The following is a 22950-nucleotide window of genomic DNA, read 5'->3' as shown; positions in this document are numbered from 1 at the left end:
GGAGGGGCGGGCATGGGGACGACCGGGCGGCGGCCGGGGACGTACGTGTGCGGGATCGACGCGGCGATGGACGTGATCGGCGGCAAGTGGAAGGTGCTGATCCTCTGGGCGCTGAACGAGCGGCCGTGCCGCTTCGGGGAGCTGCGCCGCGAACTGCCCGGCGTCACCGAGAAGGTGCTCGCCTCGCACCTGCGGGAGATGGAGGCCGACGGGCTGGTGCATCGGGAGGCCTACGACGAGGTGCCGCCGCGGGTGGAGTACTCGCTGACGGCCCGCGGCGTGTCCCTGAACGAGGCGCTGGAACCGCTGGGGGCCTGGGGGCGGGCCCATGTCCCGGGCGTGTCACCGGCTGCCGGTCAGGTGGGCGAAGACGACGACGTTCCCCTGGTACCCGGTGCCGCGTGAGTACCCGCCGCCGCAGGTGATGACCCGCAGTTCGGGGCGGCGGGCGGCGCCGTAGACCTTCTCGTCGGGGAAGTCCTTCGCGGCGTACACCTCGACGGCGTCCACGGTGAACACCGCGACGCCGCCGTCCCGCCGGTCCACCTCGATGGTGCTGCCCCGGGCCAGGGCGCCGAGGTCGTAGAAGACGGCCGGGCCGTCGGCGTTGTCGACATGCCCGGCGACGATCGCCGTGCCCGGTTCGCCGGGGGTGGTGCCGGCCTCGTACCAGCCGGCGAGGTTCTCGTCCGCCGCGGGCGGTACGTCGAGGCTGCCCGTCTTCGTCAGGCCGAGCCCGGTCAGCGGGGCGTTCACCCGGATCGCCGGGATGCGGATGCGGTCGGGCGGGGAGGGCGGCAGCGCGGGAACGGCGGGCCGCTCACCGGCGGCCCGGCCGTCCAGCCCGGCCCGGGCCTGCGCGGCGGAGGGCTGCGGCGGGGCGTGTGTCCCGGCGGCGTCGCGCAGCAGCCACACCCCCGAGCACAGGGCGAACACCGTGACGGCCGCCATGGCCGCGTTGGCGGGGCTGCGGACCCCACTGCCGAACCCGGGGAACCTGCGCACCACCCACCCCTTTCTCAGCTCGGGCCCCGTGCCCCCCTCCGGGCCGCGAGGGGCGTCGGACCCGGAGGGGGAGGGGACATGCGGTACCGGCGACGGACAGCGGAGGGTGTCCGTCAGATCCCGTCGCCTCTCGCCCGGCGATGCAGGAGCCAGGTACCGCCCGCGGCGGCGACGGCGAGGGCCGCCACACCGGCCGCGGTCTGCACGGGATCGGGGCCCAGGGCGCCGCCGACCCCCGTCTTCACACTTCCTCGGGGATGGACCTGCCCGCGCACCGGCGTCAGCGTCACCACCAGGTCCCCGGTGATCCGCCGGCCGCTGCCGCCGCAGGTCGCGGTGATCTCGTACGTGCCCGGCTGCGCGCTCGGCGGCACCCTGAACCGCCCCGTCGCGTCCTGCCCGTGTGCGTCCGGGACCAGGCTGAGCGAGCCCGCCCCGACCGCGCTGGCGTCACCCGTCACCGAGCCGCCGCCGCAGGCCGCCGTGCGCACCGTGACCCCGCCCCCGGGCACGACCGACGCCGGGGACACCTCCAGACCGCCGCCTGACGTGCCGTACGCGGGAGCGGCGGCGAGGGCCGCGGCGGCGACGGTGAGCGCGGTGGCGGTCAGCTGCCGGGCGGTACGTCGCATCGGTGCTCCTTCGAGCGGGTCGGTCGTGCGCCTGCCCTTCCGAGGTAACGGGCAGCGGGTCGACCGCGCCCCCTGAGGGAGCGTCAGAATTGGGGTGAACGGGTGTCAGGGGCAGGCGAACCGGCTGCTCCTGATGGCCGTTTCACCAGGTCACGGACGCGCGATGGGGTAGGCCGGGGAAATGCGCGGGGGCGCGTGTGAACGGGTGACCCCCGTGTACGCATCGCCACTTGACCTCAAGGATGGTTGAGGTACGAGGCTGTGCCGCATGAACCCGACCGCCACCGCACCATCCGCCACCGCATCATCCGCCGCCGCGACCGACCCGCTCCGCCTGACTCTCGTCGTGGGCAGCAACCGGCACGGCCGCTTCGGCCCCGTCGTCGCCGACTGGCTTCTCACCCGCATCCGGGAGCGGGAGGACCTGGTCGCCGAGGTCGTCGACGTCGCCGAGGCCGCGCTGCCCATGTCCCTGGAACCCACCCCGGAGGCGACCGCCGCACTGAGCGGCATCACCCCGAAGCTGGCCGGCGCGGACGCCTTCGTGGTCCTCACCCCCGAGTACAACCACTCCTTCCCGGCGGGCCTGAAGAACCTCGTCGACTGGCACTTCACCGAATGGCAGGCCAAGCCCGTCGGTCTCGTCTCCTACGGCGGCCTGTCCGGAGGCCTGCGCGCCGTGGAACACCTGCGTCAGGTCTTCGCGGAGCTGCATGCCGTGACGGTCCGCGACACCGTCTCCTTCCACAACGCCGGCGCCGCCTTCGACGACCGGGGCGCCCTGCGCGACCCGTCCGGCCCGGACGCGGCGGCGAAGACCATGCTGGACCAACTGGTCTGGTGGGGAGGAGCGTTGCGGGAGGCCCGGCAGAGGCGGCCGTACGGGGGCTGAACCCGCCGGGGTGCGCACCCTGCCCGCGGCGCACACCCCTCCTACGGCCCCCAGCACTCCTGGGACCCGCAGCGCGCCTGGGTCGTGTCCGCACAGTCCCGCCTGCCGCGCGACGCCTGGCACGCCCTCTCGCCGCACCGGGCGAAGCCCCGAGTACGTCCAGTACGAGGGTCTTCGCCCGGCACGCCGAGAGCACACACCCGACGCCGCGCGGCCCGCCCTCCGGGCGGACGACGGGACTGTGCGGACACGCCCCAGGCCGATGTCCTCACACCCGCGCCCGCCAGTCCCCGCCCGCGATCGCCCGCCCCCGGGCCCGCAGCCGCGCGGCGACGGCGGGCGCGGCCACGTACACCCACGCCCGCACGGCACCCCCGTCCGCCGCCCGGACGACCTCCCGTTCCACGCGCAGGTACAGACTGCGCGCATCCCCCGGTGCGTACTCCTCCAGCCGGTCCAGCTCCGCCAGCAGCCCCGCGTACGCCTCGGGCAGCGCGGTCACCAGTTCCCCGCTCACCGTGCCGCCGCCCGGTTCCTCGACCGCGTAGGGGTAGCCCGGCCCGTCGTAGAGCACCGCGCCCGCGAGCCCGGCCGGCTCCTCGGAGCGGGTGCGGCCGCGCAGGAAGAGGTCGTGGTTGACCTCCCCCGGACGGAGGGTGCCGTAGACGAAGAAGGGGAGGGTCACAGGAACGATTCTGCACCCTCACACACCTCCACAGCGGGGCTATGGACATGCCAGGTCCGCGCCGAATTTACTCGCGGTCAACATCAACGCCGCCCCCGGTCGACCCCACGCGACCGGGTGCGCCCGTATGAGGAGACCGATGAGTCGGATACGTCAAGTCCGCGGTTCCCGTCTCGCCCTCGCCGGTGTGGCCGTCACCGGCACCACCGCCCTGCTGGCCGCTGTTCTCTCCCCGTCCGCCGGCGCGGCGGACCTGCCGACCAGGTCGGGCGCCATCGAGGACGCGGAGGCGGTGCTCGCGGACCGGGCCGCAGCCCTGGGCCTCACCCCGGCCCAGTCGACGAAGGTCCGGGACGTCGTCGTCGACGAGGACGGCACCCGGCACGTCCGCTACGACCGCACCTACCACCGGCTCCCGGTCCTCGGCGGGGACTTCGTCCTCCACCTGAACCCGGACGGCACCTACCGCGGCACGAGCCGGGCGACGAAGTCCGCGCTCTCCCTGGCGAGCGTCACGCCGAAGGTGTCCGCCCCCACGGCCGCCGACCTCGCGGCGAACCTGCTGCGCGCCGCCCACCTCGGCGAGACCCTGAAGAAGCTCACCGCCAAGCCCCGGCTGGTCGTCGACGCCCTGCACGGCGCCCCGAAGCTGGCCTGGCAGACCGACGCGGTGGCCCACGACGAACTCGGCAACCCCGTCGGGCGCACCCTGCTGACCGACGCGACGACCGGTGCCCGCATCGACGCCTGGGACTCCATGGAGTCGGCGTCGGGAGAGGGCCGGTCCCTCTACGGCGGCACGGTCCCACTGGAGACGACCGCGTCCGGCTCGTCGTACCAGCTGAAGGACGCGACGCGCGGCGGCACCTACACCGGCGACGCCGAGAACAAGACGGACAGGTGCCTGCTCACCGTCTGCCTGACCCGCGCCCCCGCGACGCTCTTCACGGACGCCGACAACCAGTGGGGGACGGGCGCGGCCTCCGACCGGTCCACGGTCGCCGTGGACGCCCAGTACGGCACCGACGTCACCTGGGACTACTACAAGAAGGTGCACGGCCGCGACGGTATCGCCGGCGACGGCAAGGGCTCCTTCAACCGCGTCCACTACGGCAAGGACTACAACAACGCCTTCTGGGACGACAACTGCTTCTGCATGACCTACGGCGACGGCGACGGCAAGCTCATGGGCCCGCTGGTGTCGCTGGACGTCGCCGGGCACGAGATGTCCCACGGCGTGACGTCGAAGACGGCGGCGCTGACCTACTCCGGCGAGTCCGGCGGCCTGAACGAGGCCACCTCGGACATCTTCGGCACACTGGTGGAGTTCCACGCGGAGAACGCCGAGGACCGGGGCGACTGGCTGATCGGCGAGAAGGTCGTCCGCTCCGGCCTCGGCCGCGAGGCCCTGCGCTTCATGGACAAGCCGTCCAAGGACGGCAAGTCGGCGGACTGCTGGAACGCGAAGCTCGGCGACCTCGACGTGCACTACTCCTCGGGCGTCGGCAACCACTTCGCGTACCTGCTCGCGGAGGGCAGCGGCAAGAAGTCCCTGGGCGGCGTCGCCTACGACTCCCCGACCTGCGACGGCTCCACGGTGACCGGCATCGGCCGGGCCGCCCTGGGCAGGATCTGGTACCGCGCCCTGACGGTCTACATGACGTCCTCGACGAACTACGCGGACGCCCGCACGGCGACCCTGAACGCGGCGAAGGACCTCTACGGCGCCGACAGCACCGAGCAGAAGGCGGTGGCCGCGGCCTGGAAGGCCGTCGCCGTGAGCTGACCGCTATCCCTCGACGGCCTCCAGCCGCACCGCGCACGTCTTGAACTCCGGCATCCGGGAGGTCGGGTCGAGCGCGGGGTTGGTGAGGGTGTTGGCGCGGCCCTCGCCCGGCCAGTGGAAGGGCATGAAGACGGTGTCGGGCCGGATGGCGTGCGTGATCCGCGCGGGCGCCACGGCCCGGCCCCGCCGCGACACGACGGCCACCGGATCGCCCTCGGCCGCACCGAGCCGGGCCGCCAGCCTCGGGTGCAGCTCCACGAACGGCCCGGGCGCGGCGGCGTTCAGCTCCGCCACCCGCCGGGTCTGCGCCCCGGACTGGTACTGCGCCACGACCCGCCCGGTGGTCAGCAGCACCGGGTACTCGTCGTCCGGTTCCTCTGCGCTCGCGCGGTGCGAGACGGGAACGAACCGGGCGCGGCCGTCGGGCGTGGCGAAACGGTCGAGGAAGAGGCGGGGCGTGCCGGGGTGCACGGCCGGTGCCTCCTCGCCGGGAAGGGCGTTCTCGCCCGCGTCGGCGGCCTCCCGCGCCGCCGGACAAGGCCAGAACACCCCGTTCTCCTCGGCCAGCCTCCGGTACGTGATCCCCGAGTAGTCCGCCGCGCCGCCCGCCGACGCCCGGCGCAGTTCCTCGAAGACCTCCTCCGGGTCGGTCGGGAAGCCCTTCTCCACGCCCAGGCGGGCGGCGAGTTCGTGCAGCACCTCCAGATCGCTGCGCACGCCGTCGGGCGGGGTGACCGCCCGGCGCCGCAGCAGCACCCTGCCCTCCAGGTTCGTCGTGGTGCCCGTCTCCTCGGCCCATTGCGTGACCGGCAGGACCACGTCCGCGAGCTCCGCCGTCTCCGACAGCACCACGTCACAGACCGCCAGGAAGTCCAGCGACCGGATGCGCTCCTCGATGTGCGCGGCACGCGGCGCCGACACCACCGGATTGGACGCCATCAGCAGCAGCGACCTGATGTCGGTGCCCAGCGCGTCCAGCAGCTCGTACGCACTGCGCCCCGGGCCGGGCAGCCTGTCCGGGTCGACGCCCCACACCTCGGCGACGTGCGCCCGGGCCGCCGGGTCGTCCAGCTTGCGGTAGCCCGGCAACTGGTCGGCCTTCTGCCCGTGTTCGCGCCCGCCCTGCCCGTTGCCCTGCCCGGTCAGACAGCCGTACCCGGAGTACGGACGGCCCGCCCGGCCGGTGGCCAGGCACAGGTTGATCCACGCGCCCACCGTGTCCGTGCCCTTGGACTGCTGCTCGGGCCCCCGCGCGGTGAGCACCATCGCCGACTCCGGCTCGCAGAACAGCCGTACGGTCTCGCGCAGTCGGGGAACGGACACCCCCGTGATCCGCTCCACGTACTCCGGCCAGTGCGCCATCGCGGCGGCCCGGGCGTCCTCCCAGCCGGCCGTGCGTTCCCCGACGTACTCCTCGTCCACCCGGCCCTCGGCGATCACCAGGTGCAGCAGGCCGAGGGCGAGCGCCAGGTCCGTGCCGGGCCGGGGCGCCAGGTGCAGGTCCGCCTGCTCGGCGGTCTTCGTGCGGCGCGGGTCGATGACGATCAGCGTCCCGCCGTTCTCCTTCAGCTCGGTGAAGAACCGCAGCGACGGCGGCATGGTCTCCGCGAGGTTCGACCCGACGAGGATCACGCAGCCGGACTTCGGGATGTCCTCCAGCGGGAAGGGCAGCCCCCGGTCCAGCCCGAACGCCTTGATGCCGGCGGCCGCCGCCGACGACATGCAGAAACGCCCGTTGTAGTCGATCTGCGAGGTGCCGAGCACGACCCGCGCGAACTTCCCGAGCGTGTACGCCTTCTCGTTCGTCAGCCCGCCCCCGCCGAACACCCCGACCGCGTCCGGGCCGTGCTCCGCGCGGGTGCGGCCCAGCCCCGCGGCGATCCTCTCCAGTGCCTCGTCCCAGGAGGCGGGCACCAGCGTGCCGCCCTCGTCACGCACCAGCGGTGAGGTCAGCCGTACGTTCCGGGCGAGCACCGACGCGGCCGTACGCCCCTTGCCGCACAGCGCGCCCCGGTTCACCGGGAAGTCCGCGCGCTCGCTCACCTCGACGGTCCCGTCCGGGGCGGGCGTCAGGTTCATCCCGCACTGCAGGGCGCAGTACGGGCAGTGCGTGGGCGTCGCGGTGCTCTGCATGCCGTCCAGCGTGCGTCGGCCGTGTTACGCCGGGGACGGCTCCCTGTTACGCGGCCGGGACGGCAACCTCCCCGCCGCCGCCCCGCGGGCGTGAGGCAGGGAGCCCGCCGCCCCGCGAGGCACGGGCCCGCCGCCGGGTGAGGCACACGCCTGCCCACCTTCACGTCGCCGCCGACCGGCCCGGACGTTGCCCGTGGGACGGGAAACGCCACATGTGACTCATTGACTTCGGCGCCTGGGAGGAGTTCGCCGACCTCCGCACCCCGGAGATCGCCGCCGTCAACGGGCGTGCCCTGGGCGGCGGTTGCGAGCCGGCGATGATGTGCGACCTGGTCGTCGCGGGGGAGCCGGCGGTCTTCGGCGGGCCCGGGATCAAGCTCGGCGTGATCCCCGGCATCGGCGGCACCCACGCCTGACACGGCTCGTCGGCCGGGCCGAGGCCATGGACCTGGTCCTCACCGGCCGCACCGTGGACGCACAGGAGGCTGGACGCTGCGGTCTCGTCTGCCGTGTGGTGCCGGACGACCGGGTCCTGCCCGAGGCCCTCGAAGCCGCGGCGGCGATCGCCTCGTACGCAAGCGTGCCCGTCCGGGCGGCCCGCGAGTGCGTCGACCGCCCCCTCGAAACCGGCCTACGGGACGGGATCCGCTTCGAACGCCGCGTCTTCCACGCCCTGTTCGCCACCGACGACCAGAAGGAGGGGATGACGGCGCTCCTGGAGAAGCGCCCCCCCCCGCGCTTCCACGGACGCTGAGCCCGGCCCGGTCAACGGAGAGGGTCCCGGGCTGTCGCCAAGGCCCTCTCCACCCCCGGCTCCCGCGGCCCGAGGAACCGCGGGTCCGGCCGGAAGGCCGCGTCCAGCGCGGCCTTGCCGGCGGCGAAGACCTCCCGGGCACCCCCGTAGTACCAGGTCGCGTCGTGCACGGCGTCCACCCCGACTCCGTACGACGCGACCCCCGCCGCCTGGCACAGCGCCACCGCCCGCCGGATGTGGAAGCCCTGGCTGATCAGCACGGCCTCGTCCACTCCGAAGATCTTCTTCGCGCGCACGCAGGAGTCCCAGGTGTCGAACCCCGCGTAATCGCTGACGATCCGCCCGTCGGGCACCCCCTTCCGGGTCAGATACACGCGCATCGCGTCCGGCTCGTCGTGGTCCTCACGGCTGTTGTCCCCGGTGACGAGCACCACCTCCACCCGACCCTCCCGGTAGAGCTTCGCCGCCGCGTCCAGCCGGTGCGCGAGGTACGGCGAGGGCTCCCCCTCCCACAGCCCGGCCCCGAACACCACGGCCACCTCGGTACGTGGCACATCCGCCGTCGTACGCAGCCGGTCACCCGCCACGGCGTACATCCACGTCGCCGGCAGCAACGCGAGCACGCACCCGGCCATCACGGCCTGCACCAGCCGCCGCTGCCCCCGCCGGGAACGCGGCAGCCGCGGTCCGCGCAACGTCACACGACGCATCGGACGGTCCCTCCCCAGGTCGGTCTCTCGACAGTCAGGGACGGCCTCCCCGGCCGCCCGGTTCACCCACAACCGCGTGACCAGCTTCACGCGATATATGGAAACCGCAGGTCAAGGCAGCTCACACACCCTCTGTCCCGCATCGTGAACCGCTGGAAAACACCCGTGACGCCCATGCAACGGGAAGGCAACGTGGCGCCGCGACCATCGGTGCATGCCCAGTCAGCTCAGCCTCGTCCCGCCGGCCGCCCCGCGCCGCCCGGCCCCGCCCGCCCTCGTGGTCGTGGCCCACGGCAGCCGTGACCCCCGCGCGCTGAGCACCGTCACGGCGCTCCTCGACCGGGTCCGGGCCCTGCGCCCCGACGTGCCCGTGCACCTCGGCCACATCGAACTCAACGCGCCGCTGCTCCCCGACACGCTCGCCGCCCTGGGGGACTCGGAGGCGGTCCTCGTCCCCCTCCTCCTCAGCCGCGGCTACCACGTCAAGCAGGACATCCCCGAGATGGCGGCGGCCTCCCGGGCCCGCACCCACCTCGCCGCCCCCCTGGGGCCCCACCCCCTCCTGGTCGACGCCCTCCAGGCCCGCCTCACGGAAGCCGGCTGGGGCGGGACACCCCACCGCACCAGCGCGGTCGTCCTCGCCGCCGCGGGCTCCCGCGACCCGGACGCGAAAGCGGACACGGGCCGCACGGCCCACCTCCTGGCGGCCCGCCTCGGCGTCCCGGTCATCCCGGCCTACGCCTCCGCCGCGACCCCGACGGTCGAGACGGCCGTCCGCACCCTGCTGGCGAGGGGCCGCCGCCACATAGCCCTCGCCTCCTACTTCACGGCCCCAGGCCGCTTCGCCACGGAGTGCGCCCAGAAGGCCCCCTGGATAGCGGCGGCCCCCCTGGGCACGCAGCCCTCGATGGCCGACCTCATCCTCCGCCGCTACGAGGAGGCGCTGGCGACGGCGGCTGCTCGACCGGTACTGGCCTCGGCGTGATGTCGCCGACGGGGCCACGCCCTCAAGGGGCGCGGGGAACTGCGCGACCAGCCCAAAACAACCCGCACACGCCCCACAACGGAACCCGGCACGCGCGTTGGCGCTTACTGTCGAGCCATGGACGGCACCGCACAGAACCCCCCGGGCTACGACCCGACGTCAGTCGAGCGCTGGGCCCCGGAACCCGACAAACGCCCCGGCCGCACCGCCTTCCAGCGCGACCGCGCCCGGATCCTCCACTCCGCCGCCCTGCGACGCCTCGCCGGCAAGACCCAGGTGGTGACGCCCGGCACCATGGGCCCCGCCTGGGACGCCAGCCCCCGCACCCGCCTCACCCACTCCCTCGAATGCGCCCAGGTCGGCCGTGAACTGGGTGCGGCCCTCGGCTGCGACCCCGACCTCGTGGAAGCCGCCTGCCTCTCCCACGACCTCGGCCACCCGCCCTTCGGCCACAACGGCGAACAGGCCCTCAACGAGTTCGCGGCGGACTGCGGCGGCTTCGAGGGCAACGCCCAGTCCCTGAGGCTCCTCACCCGCATCGAGCCCAAACGGTTCACCCCGGAAGGCTCCGTCGGCCTCAACCTCACCCGCGCCGCCCTCGACGCCGCCACCAAGTACCCCTGGCCCCGCGGCGCCCACCCCACCGACCCGGCGTCGCACAAGTTCGGCGTCTACGAGGACGACCGCCCGGTCTTCGACTGGCTCCGCAAGGACGCCCCCGGCACCCGCACCTGCTTCGAGGCGCAGGTCATGGACTGGTCCGACGACGTGGCCTACTCGGTGCACGACGTGGAGGACGGTCTGCACGCCGGCCACATCGACCCGAACTGCCTGCACGCCGACCCCGAACGCCGGGACGTCTTCGAGGTGGCCCGCGGCCGTTACGTCCCCGCCGGCACCGACCCCGCCGAGCTCGCCGCCGCCCTGGACCGGCTCCTCGCGCAGGAGTGGTGGCCGCACGGCTACGACGGCACCGCAGTCGCCCAGGCCCGTCTGAAGGACGCCACCAGCCAGCTCATCGGCCGCTTCTGCCTGGCCGCCGAGACCGCCACCCGCACCGCCTACGGCGCCGGGCGGCTCACCCGGTACGCCGCCGAGCTGGTCGTCCCGCGCGAGACCCGGATGGAGTGCGCCGTCCTCAAGGCCGTCGCCGACCTCTACGTCATGCAGCGCGCCGAACAGGAGCGGCTGCGCGCCGACCAGCGGATCGTCGTCGCCGAGCTGGCCGAGGCGCTCACCGCCCGCGCCCCGGACGGCCTGGACCCGCAGTTCCGCGCCCTGTTCGACGGGGCGGCGGACGACCGCGCCCGCAAGCGGGTGATCGTCGACCAGATCGCCTCCCTCACCGACGTCTCCGCCCGTTCGCTTCACGCCCGTCTGACGGGGCAGGGATGAGACTGACGCGACGGGCGGGACGGAAGCACCCCCGAATGTGACCCTCCGTGGCCTGATCGGGTCACTCCCTCTTCCCGCATCACGCTCCGTGCGGGACGCTCGCAAGTGGCGACACCCTGACGAGGAGGCAACAAGTGGTCGACGCGGATCAGACATTCGTCATCGTCGGAGGCGGACTGGCCGGCGCCAAGGCGGCCGAGACGCTCCGCGCGGAGGGCTTCACCGGCCGCGTGATACTGATCTGCGACGAACGCGACCACCCCTACGAGCGCCCGCCCCTGTCCAAGGGCTACCTCCTCGGCAAGGAGGAACGCGACAGCGTCTTCGTGCACGAACCCGCCTGGTACGCGGCCAACGACATCGAGCTGCACCTGGGCCAGACCGTCGACGCGATCGACCGCACGGCGAAGACGGTCCGCTTCGGCGAGGACGGCACCGTCGCCCGCTACGACAAGCTGCTCCTGGCCACCGGGGCCGAGCCCCGCCGTCTCGACATCCCGGGCACGGACCTGGCCGGCGTGCACCACCTGCGCCGCCTCGCCCACGCCGAGCGCCTCAAACACGTCCTGACCAACCTCGGCAGGGACAACGGCCACCTCGTCATCGCCGGTGCCGGCTGGATCGGCCTGGAGGTCGCGGCGGCGGCCCGCGAGTACGGCGCGGAGGTCACGGTCGTCGAATACGGGCCGACCCCGCTGCACGGCGTGCTGGGCCCGGAGCTCGGCGGGCTCTTCGCCGAGCTGCACCGCGAACACGGGGTCCGGTTCCACTTCGGCAGGCGGCTGACGGAGATCGTCGGCCAGGACGGCATGGTGCTCGCGGCCCGCACCGACGACGGCGAGGAGCACCCGGCGCACGACGTGCTGGCGGCGATCGGCGCGGCCCCGCGCACGCACCTGGCGGAGGCGGCCGGCCTGGAGATCGCCGACCGGGCCCACGGCGGCGGCATCGTCGTCGACGAGCGGCTGCGCACCTCCGACCCCGACATCTACGCGGCCGGTGACGTCGTCTCCTTCCCGCACCCCCTGTTCGGCACACGGGTGCGCGTCGAGCACTGGGCCAACGCCCTGAACGGCGGCCCGGCGGCGGCGCGCTCCATGCTGGGCCACGACGTGACGTACGACCGGGTGCCCTACTTCTTCTCCGACCAGTACGACCTGGGCATGGAGTACTCCGGCTGGGCCCCCGCCGGGTCTTACGACGAGGTGGTGATCCGGGGCGACGCCGGGAAACGCGAGTTCATCGCGTTCTGGGTGAAGGACGGCCGGGTGCTGGCCGGGATGAACGTGAACGTGTGGGACGTCACCGACAAGATCCAGCGCCTGATCCGCTCCAGGGCCAGGGTGAACACGGAGTCCCTGGCGGACCCGCACGTCCCCCTGGAAAGCCTCGCACCGTAGCCGCCACACCACCGCCGTGCTGCAATTCCCGGGGGCACCCCCGGGACCCCCGGCCGGAAAGCCGTCTCGCCTCAGGAGTGTCGGTGCGGCCCCGTAGAATCACCTCGTGGCAGGACGGATCAACGACGAGGACGTGAAGGCGGTACGGGACGCGGTCCCGATCGACGCCGTGGTGTCCGAGTACCTCCAGCTGCGCAACGCGGGCGGCGGGAACCTCAAGGGTCTCTGCCCCTTCCACGACGAGAAGTCGCCGTCCTTCCAGGTCAGCCCGAGCAAGGGGTTCTTCCACTGCTTCGGCTGCCAGGAGGGCGGCGACACCATCACGTTCGTGATGAAGATCGACCACCTCACCTTCTCGGAGGCGGTCGAGCGCCTGGCCGGCCAGGCGGGCATCACCCTGCGCTACGAGGAGGGCGGCTACAACCCCTCCCACCAGCGCGGCGAGCGCATCCGCCTGGTCGAGGCCCACAAGATCGCCGCCGACTGGTACGCGGAGCAGCTCGCGACCAGCCCGGAGGCCGACACCGGCCGCCAGTTCCTCGCCGAGCGCGGCTTCGACCAGGCCGCCGCCCAGCACTTCTCCGTCGGCTACAGCCCCCAGGGCTGGGACCACCTCACGCGCTTCCTGCGCGGCAAGGGCTTCACCGACAAGGAGCTGGTCCTCTCCGGCCTCTCCCAGGAGGGCCGCCGCGGCCCCATCGACCGCTTCCGCGGCCGGCTGATGTGGCCCATCCGCGACATCGGCGGCGACGTCGTCGGCTTCGGCGCCCGCAAGCTCTACGAGGCGGACAACGGCCCGAAGTACCTGAACACACCCGAGACGGCGATCTACAAGAAGTCCCAGGTCCTCTACGGCATCGACCTGGCCAAGAAGGACATCGCCAAGGCGTCCCGCGCGGTCGTCGTCGAGGGCTACACGGACGTCATGGCCTGCCACCTCGCCGGTGTGACGACCGCCATCGCCACCTGCGGCACCGCCTTCGGCGGCGACCACATCAAGATCCTGCGCCGGCTGCTCATGGACAACGGCTCGGCCCGCGTCATCTTCACCTTCGACGGTGACGCCGCCGGCCAGAAGGCCGCCCTGCGGGCCTTCGAGGACGACCAGAAGTTCGCCGCCGAGACGTACATCGCCATCGCGCCGGACGGCATGGACCCCTGCGACCTGCGCCTGGCCAAGGGCGACGAGGCCGTCGCCGACCTCGTCGAACCCCGCACCCCGCTCTTCGAGTTCGCCCTGCGCCAGATCGTGAGCCGCTACGACCTCGACACCCCGGCCGGCCGCGCCGCCGCCCTGGACGAGGCCGCGCCGATCGTCGCCCGCATCAAGAACAGCGGCGCCCAGCACGAGGTCGCCGTCCAGCTCGCCGGCATGCTCGGCATCCTCGACACCCAGTTCGTCGTCAAGCGCGTCGCCCAGCTGGCCCGCTGGGCCCGCGACCGCGGCGGCAAGGGCCCGGCCCCCGAGCGGCAGCAGCAGGGCAGGCAGTACGCCGGCCCGCCCCAGCCCGCCGCCCCCCGCGGCCCGGCCCTCAACCTGCGCAACCCGGTCTTCGCCACCGAACGGGAGCTCCTCAAACTCGCCCTCCAGCGCCCCGAGCTGGTCTCCCCGGCGTTCGACGCGTACGGCGTGGACGAGTTCACCGCTCCGCCCTACGCCGCCGTCCGCCAGGCCATCCTCGACGCGGGCGGCGCCGAACCGGGCGTCGCCGACCCCCAGGACTACCTGGTCAGGGTCCGCGAGGCCGCCCCCGACGACGCCGTCCGCGCGATGGTCACGGAGCTGGCCGTAGAAGCGATCATGCTGCACAAGGGCGTGAAGGGCGCCGACGAGGTGTACGCGGGCGCCCAGTTGGTGACGGTCCGCCGCCGGGCCGTCGAGCGCCGTATCCGCGACATCACCGGCCGGCTCACCCGCCTCGGCACCCACGGCGACCCGGCCGAGCTCGCCGCCGTGCAGAACGAGCTGTGGGTCCTCCAGCAGTACGACCAGACCCTGCGCGTACACGGCGCCGCCGCGCTCTGACACGGGTCAGTCCCCGGCCCCCTCGAAGGTCGGCGTCACCGCGCGCACCAGCCGCTCGGCGAACTCCCGCTCGGCGTACCGGAACCGCGGGTACTCGGTGACGAAGTGCTCCCACTCCACGTAGCCGACCGCCTCCGCCACGTCCTCCAGGAGGATCTTCTCGCGGTACGGGTACGGCCACTCGCCCGACAGCCGGAACACCTCGTGCAGCAGCTCGTAACGCAGCGGGTACCGCTCGGCCAGCAGGACGGCGTCGTACAGGTCCTTGCCCTGGGTGTGCACGTCGTTGATCACCCACAGCAGCTTCCAGGCCAGCGACAGCTCCGGCGTCGCGGCCTGGACGAGCGCACCGCCCGGCAGTTCGACCAGTTCGGGTCCCTCGGGCAGCCGCTCGTTGAAGACGAAGTCCAGCTGGACGTGGCCGCCGGGCAGACCGGGCGTGCCCCAGGGGAGCACCATGCGCCGGCCCGGCACGCGGTCGTAGGTCCAGATGTCCTCCACCACCGCGCCGCGTGCCGAGACCCCGACCTCCGGCCCCCGCGCCTCGGCCAGTTCCTGCGCCGCCTGCGCGATCCCGGTCAGCATCCGGTCCGTCCGGCCGTCCTCCATCCGCCAGGTGTGCGGAACGACGACGAAGTCCAGGTCACCGGGCTCGCGCGCGGCCTCCCCGAACCAGACCGACATCAGCACGCTGCCCCGCAGCACCAGTGCGTCCACCCATGGCGAGCCGGCGATCGCGGCCAGCACCAGGTGCAGGGCCCGGCCGCGGGCCGCCCGCCACGCCTCGTTTCGCGCCGGGTCGGTGAAGCACGGGTCGGTGGCTCGATAGGCGTTCTGGAGGTGCTTCAGGGCCGGGTCGAAGACCGGCCGCTGCACCACGTCGTCCCCCGGCACCGGACGCAGCGTCTTCGGCAGGTGTCCCACCCGGCGGGTGGCGTCGTCCAGCGGCTCCCGGGGGATCTCGGAGCTCCGCCAGCCGAACCACTCCCACGCCGTCCCGGTCATGTCCGTACCCCCACCGGCTCCTCCAGCCATCCGTCGTCCACCGACACATCACTGTCGTACAGCACGAACTCCCGCTCCACGCCGAGCACTTCACAACCGCGCAGCTCGGTCAGCAGCCGTTCCAGCGCCCGACCCGCCCCCTCGGCGTCCACCGCGTGGCAGCGCTGGGTCACGAACCGCTCGTGATGCTCGCCCGCAACCCGCCTGGCGTTCCACGACAGATGGGCGCCGTGGGGCGCGACGCGCGCCGCGAGAGCCACCAGGTCCGTGTCCGCGGTGAGCCGCAGCTTCACATGCTGCTCGAAGTACCGCCCGTCTTCGCACGGGCGGCGCGGCACCTCCGGCGCCCAGGGCGACGACTCGATCTTCACGCGCACCGGATCGAAGCCGTCCGCCCGCAAACGCGCGGCCACTTCTCGCACGCGCGCCGCTTCGCGGGAGTACGACGGCGAACCGGACAGGGTGAGCATCGGCTGGTCGCGCATCCGGCCCCTGGCCAGCACGATGTGCGTGAGCTTGAACCCGCCCTTCGCCGCCCAGCGGTGCAGCCGGGCGCGCTCGTCGGGTCCGGCGCAGCGGACCGTCACATGCGACTCGTACAGGGAAGCGGACATCGGACGATCGTTGCAGACCAGGGGCACGTGAGGCATCCGGGTTTCCCACGAGGGGCGATCGCGCGGTCACGGACCGGAAGCAAAAAGTCACCGCACGCCCCTCGTGGCGACGATGTGTCTTACCCCACACTGGGTTCCGGTGCCTGAGTCCTCGGAGCGCGGCCGATCCGTCACCGACGGGTCCCAGACCCCCGCGGTTCCGCTCATCGCGTACGGGACGGAAAGCGGCGAGGCCGTCGACTCCGCCCCCGAAGTACCGCTGTCGTACCCCCTGGCAGCGATCATCCTGGAGGTCGCCCCCGTGCAGACCCAGACCCTCACCCAGACCGACGCCGGTGCCCCTGCCGACGCCGACGGTGCCGCGCCGGACGCGGAGGCGGACTCCCTGTCAGGGGTCCCGGCGCAGAGCCGCGCCGCGCACCACCCCGAGTCGGGGCCGGAGCCGGAGGAGCCGCCCGCCGAGGCCATCGAGGCGGCGGAACCTCCCGAAGCGGTCGAACCCCCACCGGTCCGCACCGAATCGGGCAGCCCCTCCTCGGACCTGTTCCGCCAGTACCTGCGGGAGATCGGCCGCATCCCCCTGCTCACCGCCGCAGAGGAGGTCGAACTCGCCCGCCGCGTCGAGGCCGGCCTGTTCGCGGAGGAGAAGCTGCGGCTCACGCCCGACCTGGACAGCCAGCTCGCCCTCGACCTGGACCGGCTCGTCGTCATGGGCCGCATGGCCAAGCGCCGCCTGATCGAGGCCAACCTGCGCCTGGTCGTCTCGGTCGCCAAGCGCTACGTCGGCCGCGGCCTGACCATGCTCGACCTTGTCCAGGAGGGCAACCTCGGCCTGATCAGGGCGGTCGAGAAGTTCGACTACGCCCGCGGCTACAAGTTCTCCACGTACGCCACCTGGTGGATCCGCCAGGCCATGTCCCGCGCCCTGGCCGACCAGGCGCGCACGATAAGGGTCCCGGTGCACGTCGTGGAGCTCATCAACCGGGTCGTCCGCGTCCAGCGCCGCATGCTCCAGGAGCGGGGCCACGAGCCGACCCCCGAGGAGGTCGCGGCCCACCTGGACCTCCAGCCGGAGCGGGTCAGCGAGGTCCTGCGGCTGGCCCAGGAGCCGGTGTCGCTGCACGCGCCCGTCGGCGAGGAGGACGACGTCGCCCTGGGCGACCTCATCGAGGACGGCGACGCGGCCTCCCCGGTGGAGTCGGCGGCGTTCCTGCTGCTCAGGGAGCACCTGGAGGCGGTCCTTTCGACCCTGGGGGAGCGGGAGCGGAAGGTCGTCCAACTCCGCTACGGGCTGGCGGACGGCCGCCCCCGCACGCTGGAGGAGATCGGCCGCATCTTCGGCGTGACGCGGGAACGGATACGGCAGATCGAGTCCAAGACCCTCAACAAGCTGCGGGACCACGCCTTCGCGGATCAGCTGAGGGGCTATCTGGACTGACGCCGCCTGCGGGCCGGTGGGGGTTGTTCGCGCAGTTCCCCGCGCCCCTGAGAGGGCGTCAGCTGCACGTACCCAAGGGGCGCGGGGAACTGCGCGACCAGCCACAACGGTCCCGCAGCCGCCCCACGACACCACCCGGCCCCCCGGATCGCGACTCAGTCCACCTCGGCCACCGCCTGCGCGAACTGCGCCTTGTACAGCCGCGCGTAGGCACCGTCGGCCGCGAGCAGCTCCTCGTGCGCGCCCTGCTCCACGATCGCCCCGTCCTCCATCACCAGGATCGTGTCCGCGTCCCGGATCGTCGACAGCCGGTGGGCGATGACGAACGACGTACGCCCGTGCGCCAGTTTGGCCATCGCCTTCTGGATCAGCACCTCCGTCCGCGTGTCGACCGAGCTCGTCGCCTCGTCCAGCACCAGGATCACCGGGTCGGACAGGAACGCCCGGGCGATGGTGATGAGCTGCTTCTCGCCCGCGCTCACCCCCGTGCCCTCGTCGTCGATCACCGTGTCGTACCCGTCCGGCAGGGTCCGGACGAACCGGTCCGCGTGTGCCGCCCGGGCCGCCTCCTCGATCTCCCCGCGGGTGACCTCCCGGGACGCACCGTAGGCGATGTTCTCCGCGATCGTGCCGCCGAACAGCCAGGTGTCCTGCAGCACCATGCCGATGCCGGCCCGCAGCTCGTCCCGGGACATCCGCGCGATGTCCACCCCGTCGAGGGTGATGCGCCCGCCGGTGACGTCGTAGAACCGCATCAGCAGATTCACCAGCGTCGTCTTGCCGGCGCCCGTCGGGCCGACGATGGCGACCGTGTGCCCCGGCTCGACCTTCAGCGACAGGTCCTCGATGAGCGGCTTGTCGGGGTCGTAGCGGAACGACACGTGCTCCAGCGCCACCTGCCCGCGCAGCTCCTCGGGGCGCACGCCCGGCACCGGATCCGCCTCCTGCTCCTGCGCGTCGAGCAGTTCGAAGACCCGCTCCGCCGAGGCGACACCCGACTGCACCAGGTTCGCCATCGAGGCGACCTGCGTCAGCGGCATGGAGAACTGCCGCGAGTACTGGATGAAGGCCTGCACATCACCGATGGACAGCGAGCCCGAGGCGACCCGCAGTCCGCCCACGACCGCAACCAGCACGTAGTTCAGGTTCGACACGAACATCATCAGCGGCTGCATGACACCGCTGTTGAACTGCGCCTTGAACCCCGCCTCGTACAGCGCGTCGTTCTGCTCGGCGAACTGCCGTGCCGACTCCTCCTGGCGTCCGAACACCTTCACCAGGGCGTGCCCGGTGTACATCTCCTCGATGTGCGCGTTCAGCTTGCCCGTCGAGCGCCACTGCTGCACGAAGTGCGGCTGCGACCGCTTGCCCACCCGCGTGGCCACCACGAACGACAGCGGCACCGTCACCAGCGCGACCAGCGCCAGGATCCAGGAGACCCAGAACATCATGGCGAGCACGCCGATGATGGTCAGCACCGAGTTGATGAGCTGCCCCATCGACTGCTGGAGCGTCTGCCCGATGTTGTCGATGTCGTTGGTCGCCCGGGACAGCACCTCACCGCGTTGACGCTTGTCGAAGTACGACAGCGGCAGCCGCGACAGCTTCGTCTGGACGTCCTCGCGCATCCGGAACATGGTCCGGTTCACGGCCCGGTTCACCAGCCGTGTCGCCACCGCCATCAGCAGCCCGGCCACCGTGAACACACCCAGTGCGAGCAGCAGCACATGCCCGACGGCCGTGAAGTCGATGCCCTCGCCCGGGGTGAAGTCGGTGCTGCGCAGCATGTCGGCGACGTCACCGTCCCCGCGCTGCCGCATCTGCTCCAGGACCTGCTCCTTGGACGCCCCCTCCGGCATGCCCCGCCCGACGATGCCCGCGAAGACCAGGTCGGTCGCCTTGCCGAGGATCTTCGGCCCGACGACGCTCAGGCCGACGCTGAGCACCACGCACAGCAGCAGCACGTAGATGGTGACCCGCTCCGGCCCGAACCGCGCGACGAGCCGTTTGCCCGACCCCTTGAAGTCGAGCGAGCGCTGGTCGGGGCCGCCCCCGGCCATCATCCGCCCCATGGGCCCCGCCATCAGGCAGCCTCCGCTTCCGTCAGCTGGGAGAGCACGATCTCCCGGTAGGTCTCGTTGTCCGCCATCAGCTCGTGGTGCCGGCCGGTCCCCACGACCCGGCCCTCGTCGAGGACCACGATCCGGTCGGCGTCCCGGATGGTCGCCACCCGCTGCGCGACGATCACCACGGTCGCCTCGGCGGTCTCCTGCGTGAGCGCGGCCCGCAGGGCGGCGTCCGTGGCGTAGTCGAGCGCGGAGAAGGAGTCGTCGAAGAGGTAGATCTCGGGCCGCTGCACCAGCGTGCGGGCGATCGCGAGCCGCTGGCGCTGACCACCGGAGACGTTCGTCCCGCCCTGCGAGATCGGCGAGTCGAGACCCCCTTCGAGACGCTCCACGAAGTCCTTGGCCTGTGCCACCTCCAGGGCGTGCCACAGCTCCTCGTCCGTGGCGTCCGGATTGCCGTAGCGCAGGTTGGTCGCCACGGTCCCCGCGAACAGGTACGGCTTCTGCGGCACCATCCCGACGGTCTTCGCGAGCAGCTCCGGGTCGATGTCCGCCACTTCGACACCGTCGACGAGCACCTGCCCGTCGGTGGTGTCGAACAGCCGCGGCACCAGCCCGAGCAGCGTGGACTTGCCGCTGCCGGTCGAGCCGATGACGGCGGTCGTCTCACCCGGGCGGGCCACCAGGTCCACGGCCCGCAGCACCGGCTCCTCGGCACCCGGATAGCGGAACCCCGCCCCGCGGATCTCCAGATGCCCGTGCCGGCGCAGCTCCCGCACCGGCGCCGACGGCGGGACGACGCTGGAGGAGGTGTCCAGCACCTCCTGGATACGCTCGGCGCACACCTCCGCGCGCGGCACCATCATGAACATGAAGGTGGCCATCATCACGGACATGACGATCTGCATCAGATAGGCCAGGAACGCCGTCAGGTCACCGATCTGCATGCCGCCGCTGTCGATCCGGTGCGCGCCGAACCACACCACGGCGATCGACGACAGGTTCACCACCGTCATGACGATCGGGAACATCAGCGCGAGCAGGTTGCCGGTGCCCAGCGCGAAGTCGGTGAGGTCGGTGTTGGCCTTCCGGAAGCGCTGCTGCTCGTACTCGTCCCGGACGAAGGCCCGGATCACGCGGTTGCCGGTGATCTGCTCGCGCAGCACCTGGTTCACCGAGTCCAGCCGCTCCTGCATCGCCCGGAACAGCGGCCGCAGCCGCCGCACGATCAGCGTCACGCAGATGCCCAGCACCGGTACGACCGCCACCAGCACCGCGGACAACGGCACGTCCAGCCCGAGCGCCAGCACGATGCCGCCCACGCACATGATCGGCGCCGACACCAGCAGCGTGAACGTCATCAGCGCCAGCATCTGCACCTGCTGGACGTCGTTCGTCGTCCGGGTGATGAGCGACGGCGCCCCGAAGTGACCGACCTCACGCGCGGAGAACGACTGCACCCGGTCGAACACGGACGCCCGCAGGTCCCGTCCGACCGCCGACGCCGTGCGGGCGCCGTAGTACACGGCACCGATGTTGCAGCCGACCTGGACCAGCGAAATGCCGATCATCAGGCCGCCGTAGCCCAGGATGTAGCCGGTGTCGCCGTTCACGACCCCCTGGTCGATGATGTCCGCGTTCAGCGTGGGCAGGTAGAGCGTGGCGCAGGTCTGCAGGAACTGCAGCAGCACCAGCAGGGCGATGGGTCTCTTGTAGGGCCTGAGATAGGTCCGCAGAAGTCGTATGAGCACGCTGCTTCTCTCGGAGTGGACGGCGGGGCCGAGTGGTTGCCCCTGGCCCCTATCGTCGAACACTCCACCCGCGTTACCTCAACCGAATTAACCCAAGAGGCGGTCGGACCCGTCAGAGTGCTCCCGGGTGCGTCTGCTCCCGCACCGCCACGAACTGCTGCCGCACCGCCTGCCCCACGGCCAGCTCGTCCCCGGGCTCCAGCACCTGCGCCACCGCGCCCTGCCAGGCCGGCGGGTTCCGCACGTCGAGCGTGCCCTGCGAGGCCCCCAGCGCCCAGGCCGCCTGGCGGGCGGCGCCGATCGCCGCGTAGTCCGCGGGCTGCGGCACCACGACCTGGGTCCCGAACAGCATGGGCGCCGCGGCCTGCACGGCGGGCAGTTCGGCGGCCGGCCCGAGCAGGAACACCCGCCGCACCTCCACACCCCGGCCGCGCAGCACGTCCAGCGCGTCCGCGAGCCCGCACAGCATCCCCTCGAACGCGGCCCGTGCCAGGTGCTCCGCCTTCATCGACTCGCGCCGGAGCCCGGCCAGGGTCCCGGCGGTGTGCGGCAGGTTCGGTGTCCGCTCGCCCTCCAGATAGGGCAGCAGCACCAGCCCGTGCGACCCGGGCGTCGACTTCATCGCGAGGTCGGACAGGCTCTCCAGGTCGGGCAGCCCCAGCAGCTCGGCCGCCCCGCGCAGGGTCCGTACCGCGTTCAGCGTGGTGACGACGGGCAGGTGCATGCCGGTCGCGTCCGCCAGCGCGGTGATCATCCCGGACCCGTCGACCAGGGCCTCGGGATGCACGGCCATCACCGACCCGGACGCGCCCAGCGACACCACCGCGTCACCGAGGCCGATGCCGAGACCGAACGCGGCCGCCATGGTCTCGCCGGTCCCCACGGAGATCAGCAGCCCCTCCGGCGTCGTCCCGGCCGCGTCCGCCGGGCCGATCACCTCCGGCAGCATCACCTGGTGCCCGAGCGCCAGCTCCACGAGGTCGGTCCGGTAGCCGCCGGTCGCCGCCGACCAGTAGCCGGTGCCGGACGCGCCGCCCCGGTCGGTCGTCCGGCGCACCGGCCGGCCCAGCAGCTGCCACACCAGCCAGTCGTGCGCCTGGAGCAGGATCGCCGTGCGCTGCGCGTTCTCGGGTTCGGTCCGGGCCAGCCAGCGCAGCTTCGTCACCGGTTGCGCGGCCTGCGGCACACAGCCCACCGCCTGCGCCCACGCCTCGCGCCCCCCGAGGGCGTCGATCAGATCGGCCGCGGCGACCTGCGTCCGCTTGTCGCCGCCGACCATCGCGGGCCGCACGGTGTTTCCCTGCGCGTCCAGCGGCACGACGGCGTTCTGCTGCGCCGAGACGCCGATCGCCTGCACGCCCTCCAGCAGCCCGCCGCCCGCCGCCTCGCCCAGGGAGAGCAGCCAGGCCTGCGGGTCGACGTCGGACGGCCGGCCGCCGCCCTCGGGGCTCTCCACCGGATGCGGCGCATATCCCTGCCTGAGCACGGCTCCGGAGTCCGTGTCACAGACGACGATACGAGTGAAATCGGGTGAACTGTCCAACCCGGCGACTATCCCCATGGCCAAAATTCTGCCGCACGCTCCGCTGGGGTCGGGCCGTGGGCGCCGTGGGAGAGGTCGCCGGGTTGTGAGCGCGGGCTTCGTCGTGGTCGATCGCGCAGTTCCCCGCGCC

18 protein-coding genes and 1 pseudogene are annotated in these 22950 nt (G+C 72.6%); 9 read left to right on the top strand and 10 right to left on the bottom strand.

Annotated elements, in window-relative coordinates:
* Positions 1-12: 12 nt before the first annotated feature.
* The gene (locus ACIQU3_RS36095) at positions 13-405 is read left to right on the top strand and encodes a winged helix-turn-helix transcriptional regulator (RefSeq protein ID WP_403929897.1); all 393 of its coding nucleotides are present in this window, start codon (positions 13-15) and stop codon (positions 403-405) included.
* Here ACIQU3_RS36095 and ACIQU3_RS36090 read toward each other — a convergent pair.
* Positions 343-951: a class F sortase gene (locus ACIQU3_RS36090; protein ID WP_403743679.1), complete on the bottom strand. Its 609-nt coding sequence runs from the start codon at positions 949-951 to the stop codon at positions 343-345. The genes ACIQU3_RS36095 and ACIQU3_RS36090 overlap by 63 nt on opposite strands.
* Before the next feature lie 167 nt (positions 952-1118).
* The gene (locus tag ACIQU3_RS36085; protein WP_403929894.1) at positions 1119-1637 is read right to left on the bottom strand and encodes a hypothetical protein; all 519 of its coding nucleotides are present in this window, start codon (positions 1635-1637) and stop codon (positions 1119-1121) included.
* A 268-nt stretch (positions 1638-1905) separates the two neighbouring features.
* Between ACIQU3_RS36085 and ACIQU3_RS36080 the strand changes: the two genes are divergently transcribed.
* Complete coding sequence (locus ACIQU3_RS36080; protein WP_403929892.1) at positions 1906-2529, top strand: NADPH-dependent FMN reductase; 624 nt, start codon at positions 1906-1908, stop codon at positions 2527-2529.
* A gap of 268 nt (positions 2530-2797) precedes the next feature.
* Here the strand turns inward: ACIQU3_RS36080 and ACIQU3_RS36075 are convergent, their stop codons facing one another.
* Positions 2798-3214 (bottom strand): gamma-glutamylcyclotransferase family protein, encoded by a 417-nt coding sequence (locus ACIQU3_RS36075; RefSeq protein ID WP_403743521.1) that lies wholly within the window; start codon positions 3212-3214, stop codon positions 2798-2800.
* 139 nt (positions 3215-3353) lie between these two features.
* Here ACIQU3_RS36075 and ACIQU3_RS36070 point away from each other — a divergent pair, with 139 nt between their 5' ends.
* Positions 3354-5000 (top strand): M4 family metallopeptidase, encoded by a 1647-nt coding sequence (locus ACIQU3_RS36070; RefSeq protein ID WP_403743523.1) that lies wholly within the window; start codon positions 3354-3356, stop codon positions 4998-5000.
* Positions 5001-5003: 3 nt separating this feature from the next.
* Here the strand turns inward: ACIQU3_RS36070 and ACIQU3_RS36065 are convergent, their stop codons facing one another.
* Positions 5004-7133, bottom strand: coding sequence for a molybdopterin oxidoreductase family protein (locus ACIQU3_RS36065; RefSeq protein ID WP_403743525.1), 2130 nt, complete (start codon positions 7131-7133; stop codon positions 5004-5006).
* Positions 7134-7360: 227 nt separating this feature from the next.
* On the opposite strand from ACIQU3_RS36065, the pseudogene ACIQU3_RS36060 reads away from it, so the two are divergent.
* Positions 7361-7887 (top strand): annotated as a pseudogene (locus ACIQU3_RS36060) (enoyl-CoA hydratase-related protein); the annotation flags it as partial.
* An 11-nt stretch (positions 7888-7898) separates the two neighbouring features.
* Here ACIQU3_RS36060 and ACIQU3_RS36055 read toward each other — a convergent pair.
* A complete protein-coding gene (locus ACIQU3_RS36055) occupies positions 7899-8597 on the bottom strand; it encodes a vancomycin high temperature exclusion protein (RefSeq protein ID WP_403929889.1) in 699 nt (232 codons plus the stop codon).
* Between the two features lie 214 nt (positions 8598-8811).
* Here ACIQU3_RS36055 and ACIQU3_RS36050 point away from each other — a divergent pair, with 214 nt between their 5' ends.
* The 4 genes from ACIQU3_RS36050 (at position 8812) to dnaG (ending at position 14403) form a co-directional block, all read left to right on the top strand.
* Positions 8812-9582, top strand: coding sequence for a sirohydrochlorin chelatase (locus tag ACIQU3_RS36050; RefSeq protein ID WP_403743529.1), 771 nt, complete (start codon positions 8812-8814; stop codon positions 9580-9582).
* Positions 9583-9699: 117 nt separating this feature from the next.
* On the top strand, positions 9700-10977 hold the full coding sequence (locus ACIQU3_RS36045; protein ID WP_403743533.1) for a deoxyguanosinetriphosphate triphosphohydrolase: 1278 nt from the start codon (positions 9700-9702) through the stop codon (positions 10975-10977).
* Positions 10978-11111: 134 nt separating this feature from the next.
* Positions 11112-12377: an NAD(P)/FAD-dependent oxidoreductase gene (locus ACIQU3_RS36040; protein ID WP_403929886.1), complete on the top strand. Its 1266-nt coding sequence runs from the start codon at positions 11112-11114 to the stop codon at positions 12375-12377.
* 106 nt (positions 12378-12483) lie between these two features.
* Complete coding sequence (gene dnaG / locus ACIQU3_RS36035; protein ID WP_403929883.1) at positions 12484-14403, top strand: DNA primase; 1920 nt, start codon at positions 12484-12486, stop codon at positions 14401-14403.
* A 6-nt stretch (positions 14404-14409) separates the two neighbouring features.
* On the opposite strand, the gene ACIQU3_RS36030 is transcribed toward dnaG, so the two are convergent.
* Positions 14410-15408 carry a nucleotidyl transferase AbiEii/AbiGii toxin family protein gene (locus ACIQU3_RS36030; RefSeq protein WP_403929880.1) on the bottom strand — a complete coding sequence of 333 codons (999 nt, stop codon included), beginning with the start codon at positions 15406-15408 and terminating at the stop codon, positions 14410-14412.
* On the bottom strand, positions 15405-16022 hold the full coding sequence (locus ACIQU3_RS36025; protein WP_403743541.1) for a hypothetical protein: 618 nt from the start codon (positions 16020-16022) through the stop codon (positions 15405-15407). The genes ACIQU3_RS36030 and ACIQU3_RS36025 overlap by 4 nt, the downstream gene beginning before the upstream one ends.
* Positions 16023-16161: 139 nt before the next feature.
* On the opposite strand from ACIQU3_RS36025, the gene ACIQU3_RS36020 reads away from it, so the two are divergent.
* Complete coding sequence (locus ACIQU3_RS36020) at positions 16162-17460, top strand: RNA polymerase sigma factor (RefSeq protein ID WP_403929877.1); 1299 nt, start codon at positions 16162-16164, stop codon at positions 17458-17460.
* A gap of 155 nt (positions 17461-17615) precedes the next feature.
* On the opposite strand, the gene ACIQU3_RS36015 is transcribed toward ACIQU3_RS36020, so the two are convergent.
* The 3 genes from ACIQU3_RS36015 to ACIQU3_RS36005 form a co-directional block, all read right to left on the bottom strand.
* Positions 17616-19544: an ABC transporter ATP-binding protein gene (locus tag ACIQU3_RS36015; RefSeq protein ID WP_403743547.1), complete on the bottom strand. Its 1929-nt coding sequence runs from the start codon at positions 19542-19544 to the stop codon at positions 17616-17618.
* Positions 19544-21277, bottom strand: coding sequence for an ABC transporter ATP-binding protein (locus ACIQU3_RS36010; protein ID WP_403929874.1), 1734 nt, complete (start codon positions 21275-21277; stop codon positions 19544-19546). Before ACIQU3_RS36010 ends, ACIQU3_RS36015 begins: the two co-directional genes overlap by 1 nt.
* A gap of 112 nt (positions 21278-21389) precedes the next feature.
* A complete protein-coding gene (locus tag ACIQU3_RS36005) occupies positions 21390-22838 on the bottom strand; it encodes an FGGY-family carbohydrate kinase (RefSeq protein WP_403743552.1) in 1449 nt (482 codons plus the stop codon).
* Positions 22839-22950 lie beyond the last annotated feature (112 nt).

The organism is Streptomyces sp. NPDC101110 (assembly GCF_044759525.1).
Lineage (GTDB): Bacteria > Actinomycetota > Actinomycetes > Streptomycetales > Streptomycetaceae > Streptomyces.
This window is presented reverse-complemented; position numbering and strand designations above follow the sequence as displayed.

Excerpts from the sequence above, each read along its gene's own strand:
- ACIQU3_RS36095 (WP_403929897.1), top strand. The coding sequence starts at position 13 with ATGGGGACGACCGGGCGGCGGCCGGGGACGTACGTGTGCGGGATCGAC.
- ACIQU3_RS36065 (WP_403743525.1), bottom strand. The coding sequence starts at position 7,133 with ATGCAGAGCACCGCGACGCCCACGCACTGCCCGTACTGCGCCCTGCAG.
- ACIQU3_RS36045 (WP_403743533.1), top strand. The coding sequence starts at position 9,700 with ATGGACGGCACCGCACAGAACCCCCCGGGCTACGACCCGACGTCAGTC.
- ACIQU3_RS36085 (WP_403929894.1), bottom strand. The coding sequence starts at position 1,637 with ATGCGACGTACCGCCCGGCAGCTGACCGCCACCGCGCTCACCGTCGCC.
- ACIQU3_RS36080 (WP_403929892.1), top strand. The coding sequence starts at position 1,906 with ATGAACCCGACCGCCACCGCACCATCCGCCACCGCATCATCCGCCGCC.
- ACIQU3_RS36070 (WP_403743523.1), top strand. The coding sequence starts at position 3,354 with ATGAGTCGGATACGTCAAGTCCGCGGTTCCCGTCTCGCCCTCGCCGGT.
- ACIQU3_RS36055 (WP_403929889.1), bottom strand. The coding sequence starts at position 8,597 with ATGCGTCGTGTGACGTTGCGCGGACCGCGGCTGCCGCGTTCCCGGCGG.
- ACIQU3_RS36090 (WP_403743679.1), bottom strand. The coding sequence starts at position 951 with ATGGCGGCCGTCACGGTGTTCGCCCTGTGCTCGGGGGTGTGGCTGCTG.
- ACIQU3_RS36005 (WP_403743552.1), bottom strand. The coding sequence starts at position 22,838 with ATGGGGATAGTCGCCGGGTTGGACAGTTCACCCGATTTCACTCGTATC.
- ACIQU3_RS36025 (WP_403743541.1), bottom strand. The coding sequence starts at position 16,022 with ATGTCCGCTTCCCTGTACGAGTCGCATGTGACGGTCCGCTGCGCCGGA.
- ACIQU3_RS36015 (WP_403743547.1), bottom strand. The coding sequence starts at position 19,544 with ATGGCGGGGCCCATGGGGCGGATGATGGCCGGGGGCGGCCCCGACCAG.
- ACIQU3_RS36050 (WP_403743529.1), top strand. The coding sequence starts at position 8,812 with ATGCCCAGTCAGCTCAGCCTCGTCCCGCCGGCCGCCCCGCGCCGCCCG.
- ACIQU3_RS36030 (WP_403929880.1), bottom strand. The coding sequence starts at position 15,408 with ATGACCGGGACGGCGTGGGAGTGGTTCGGCTGGCGGAGCTCCGAGATC.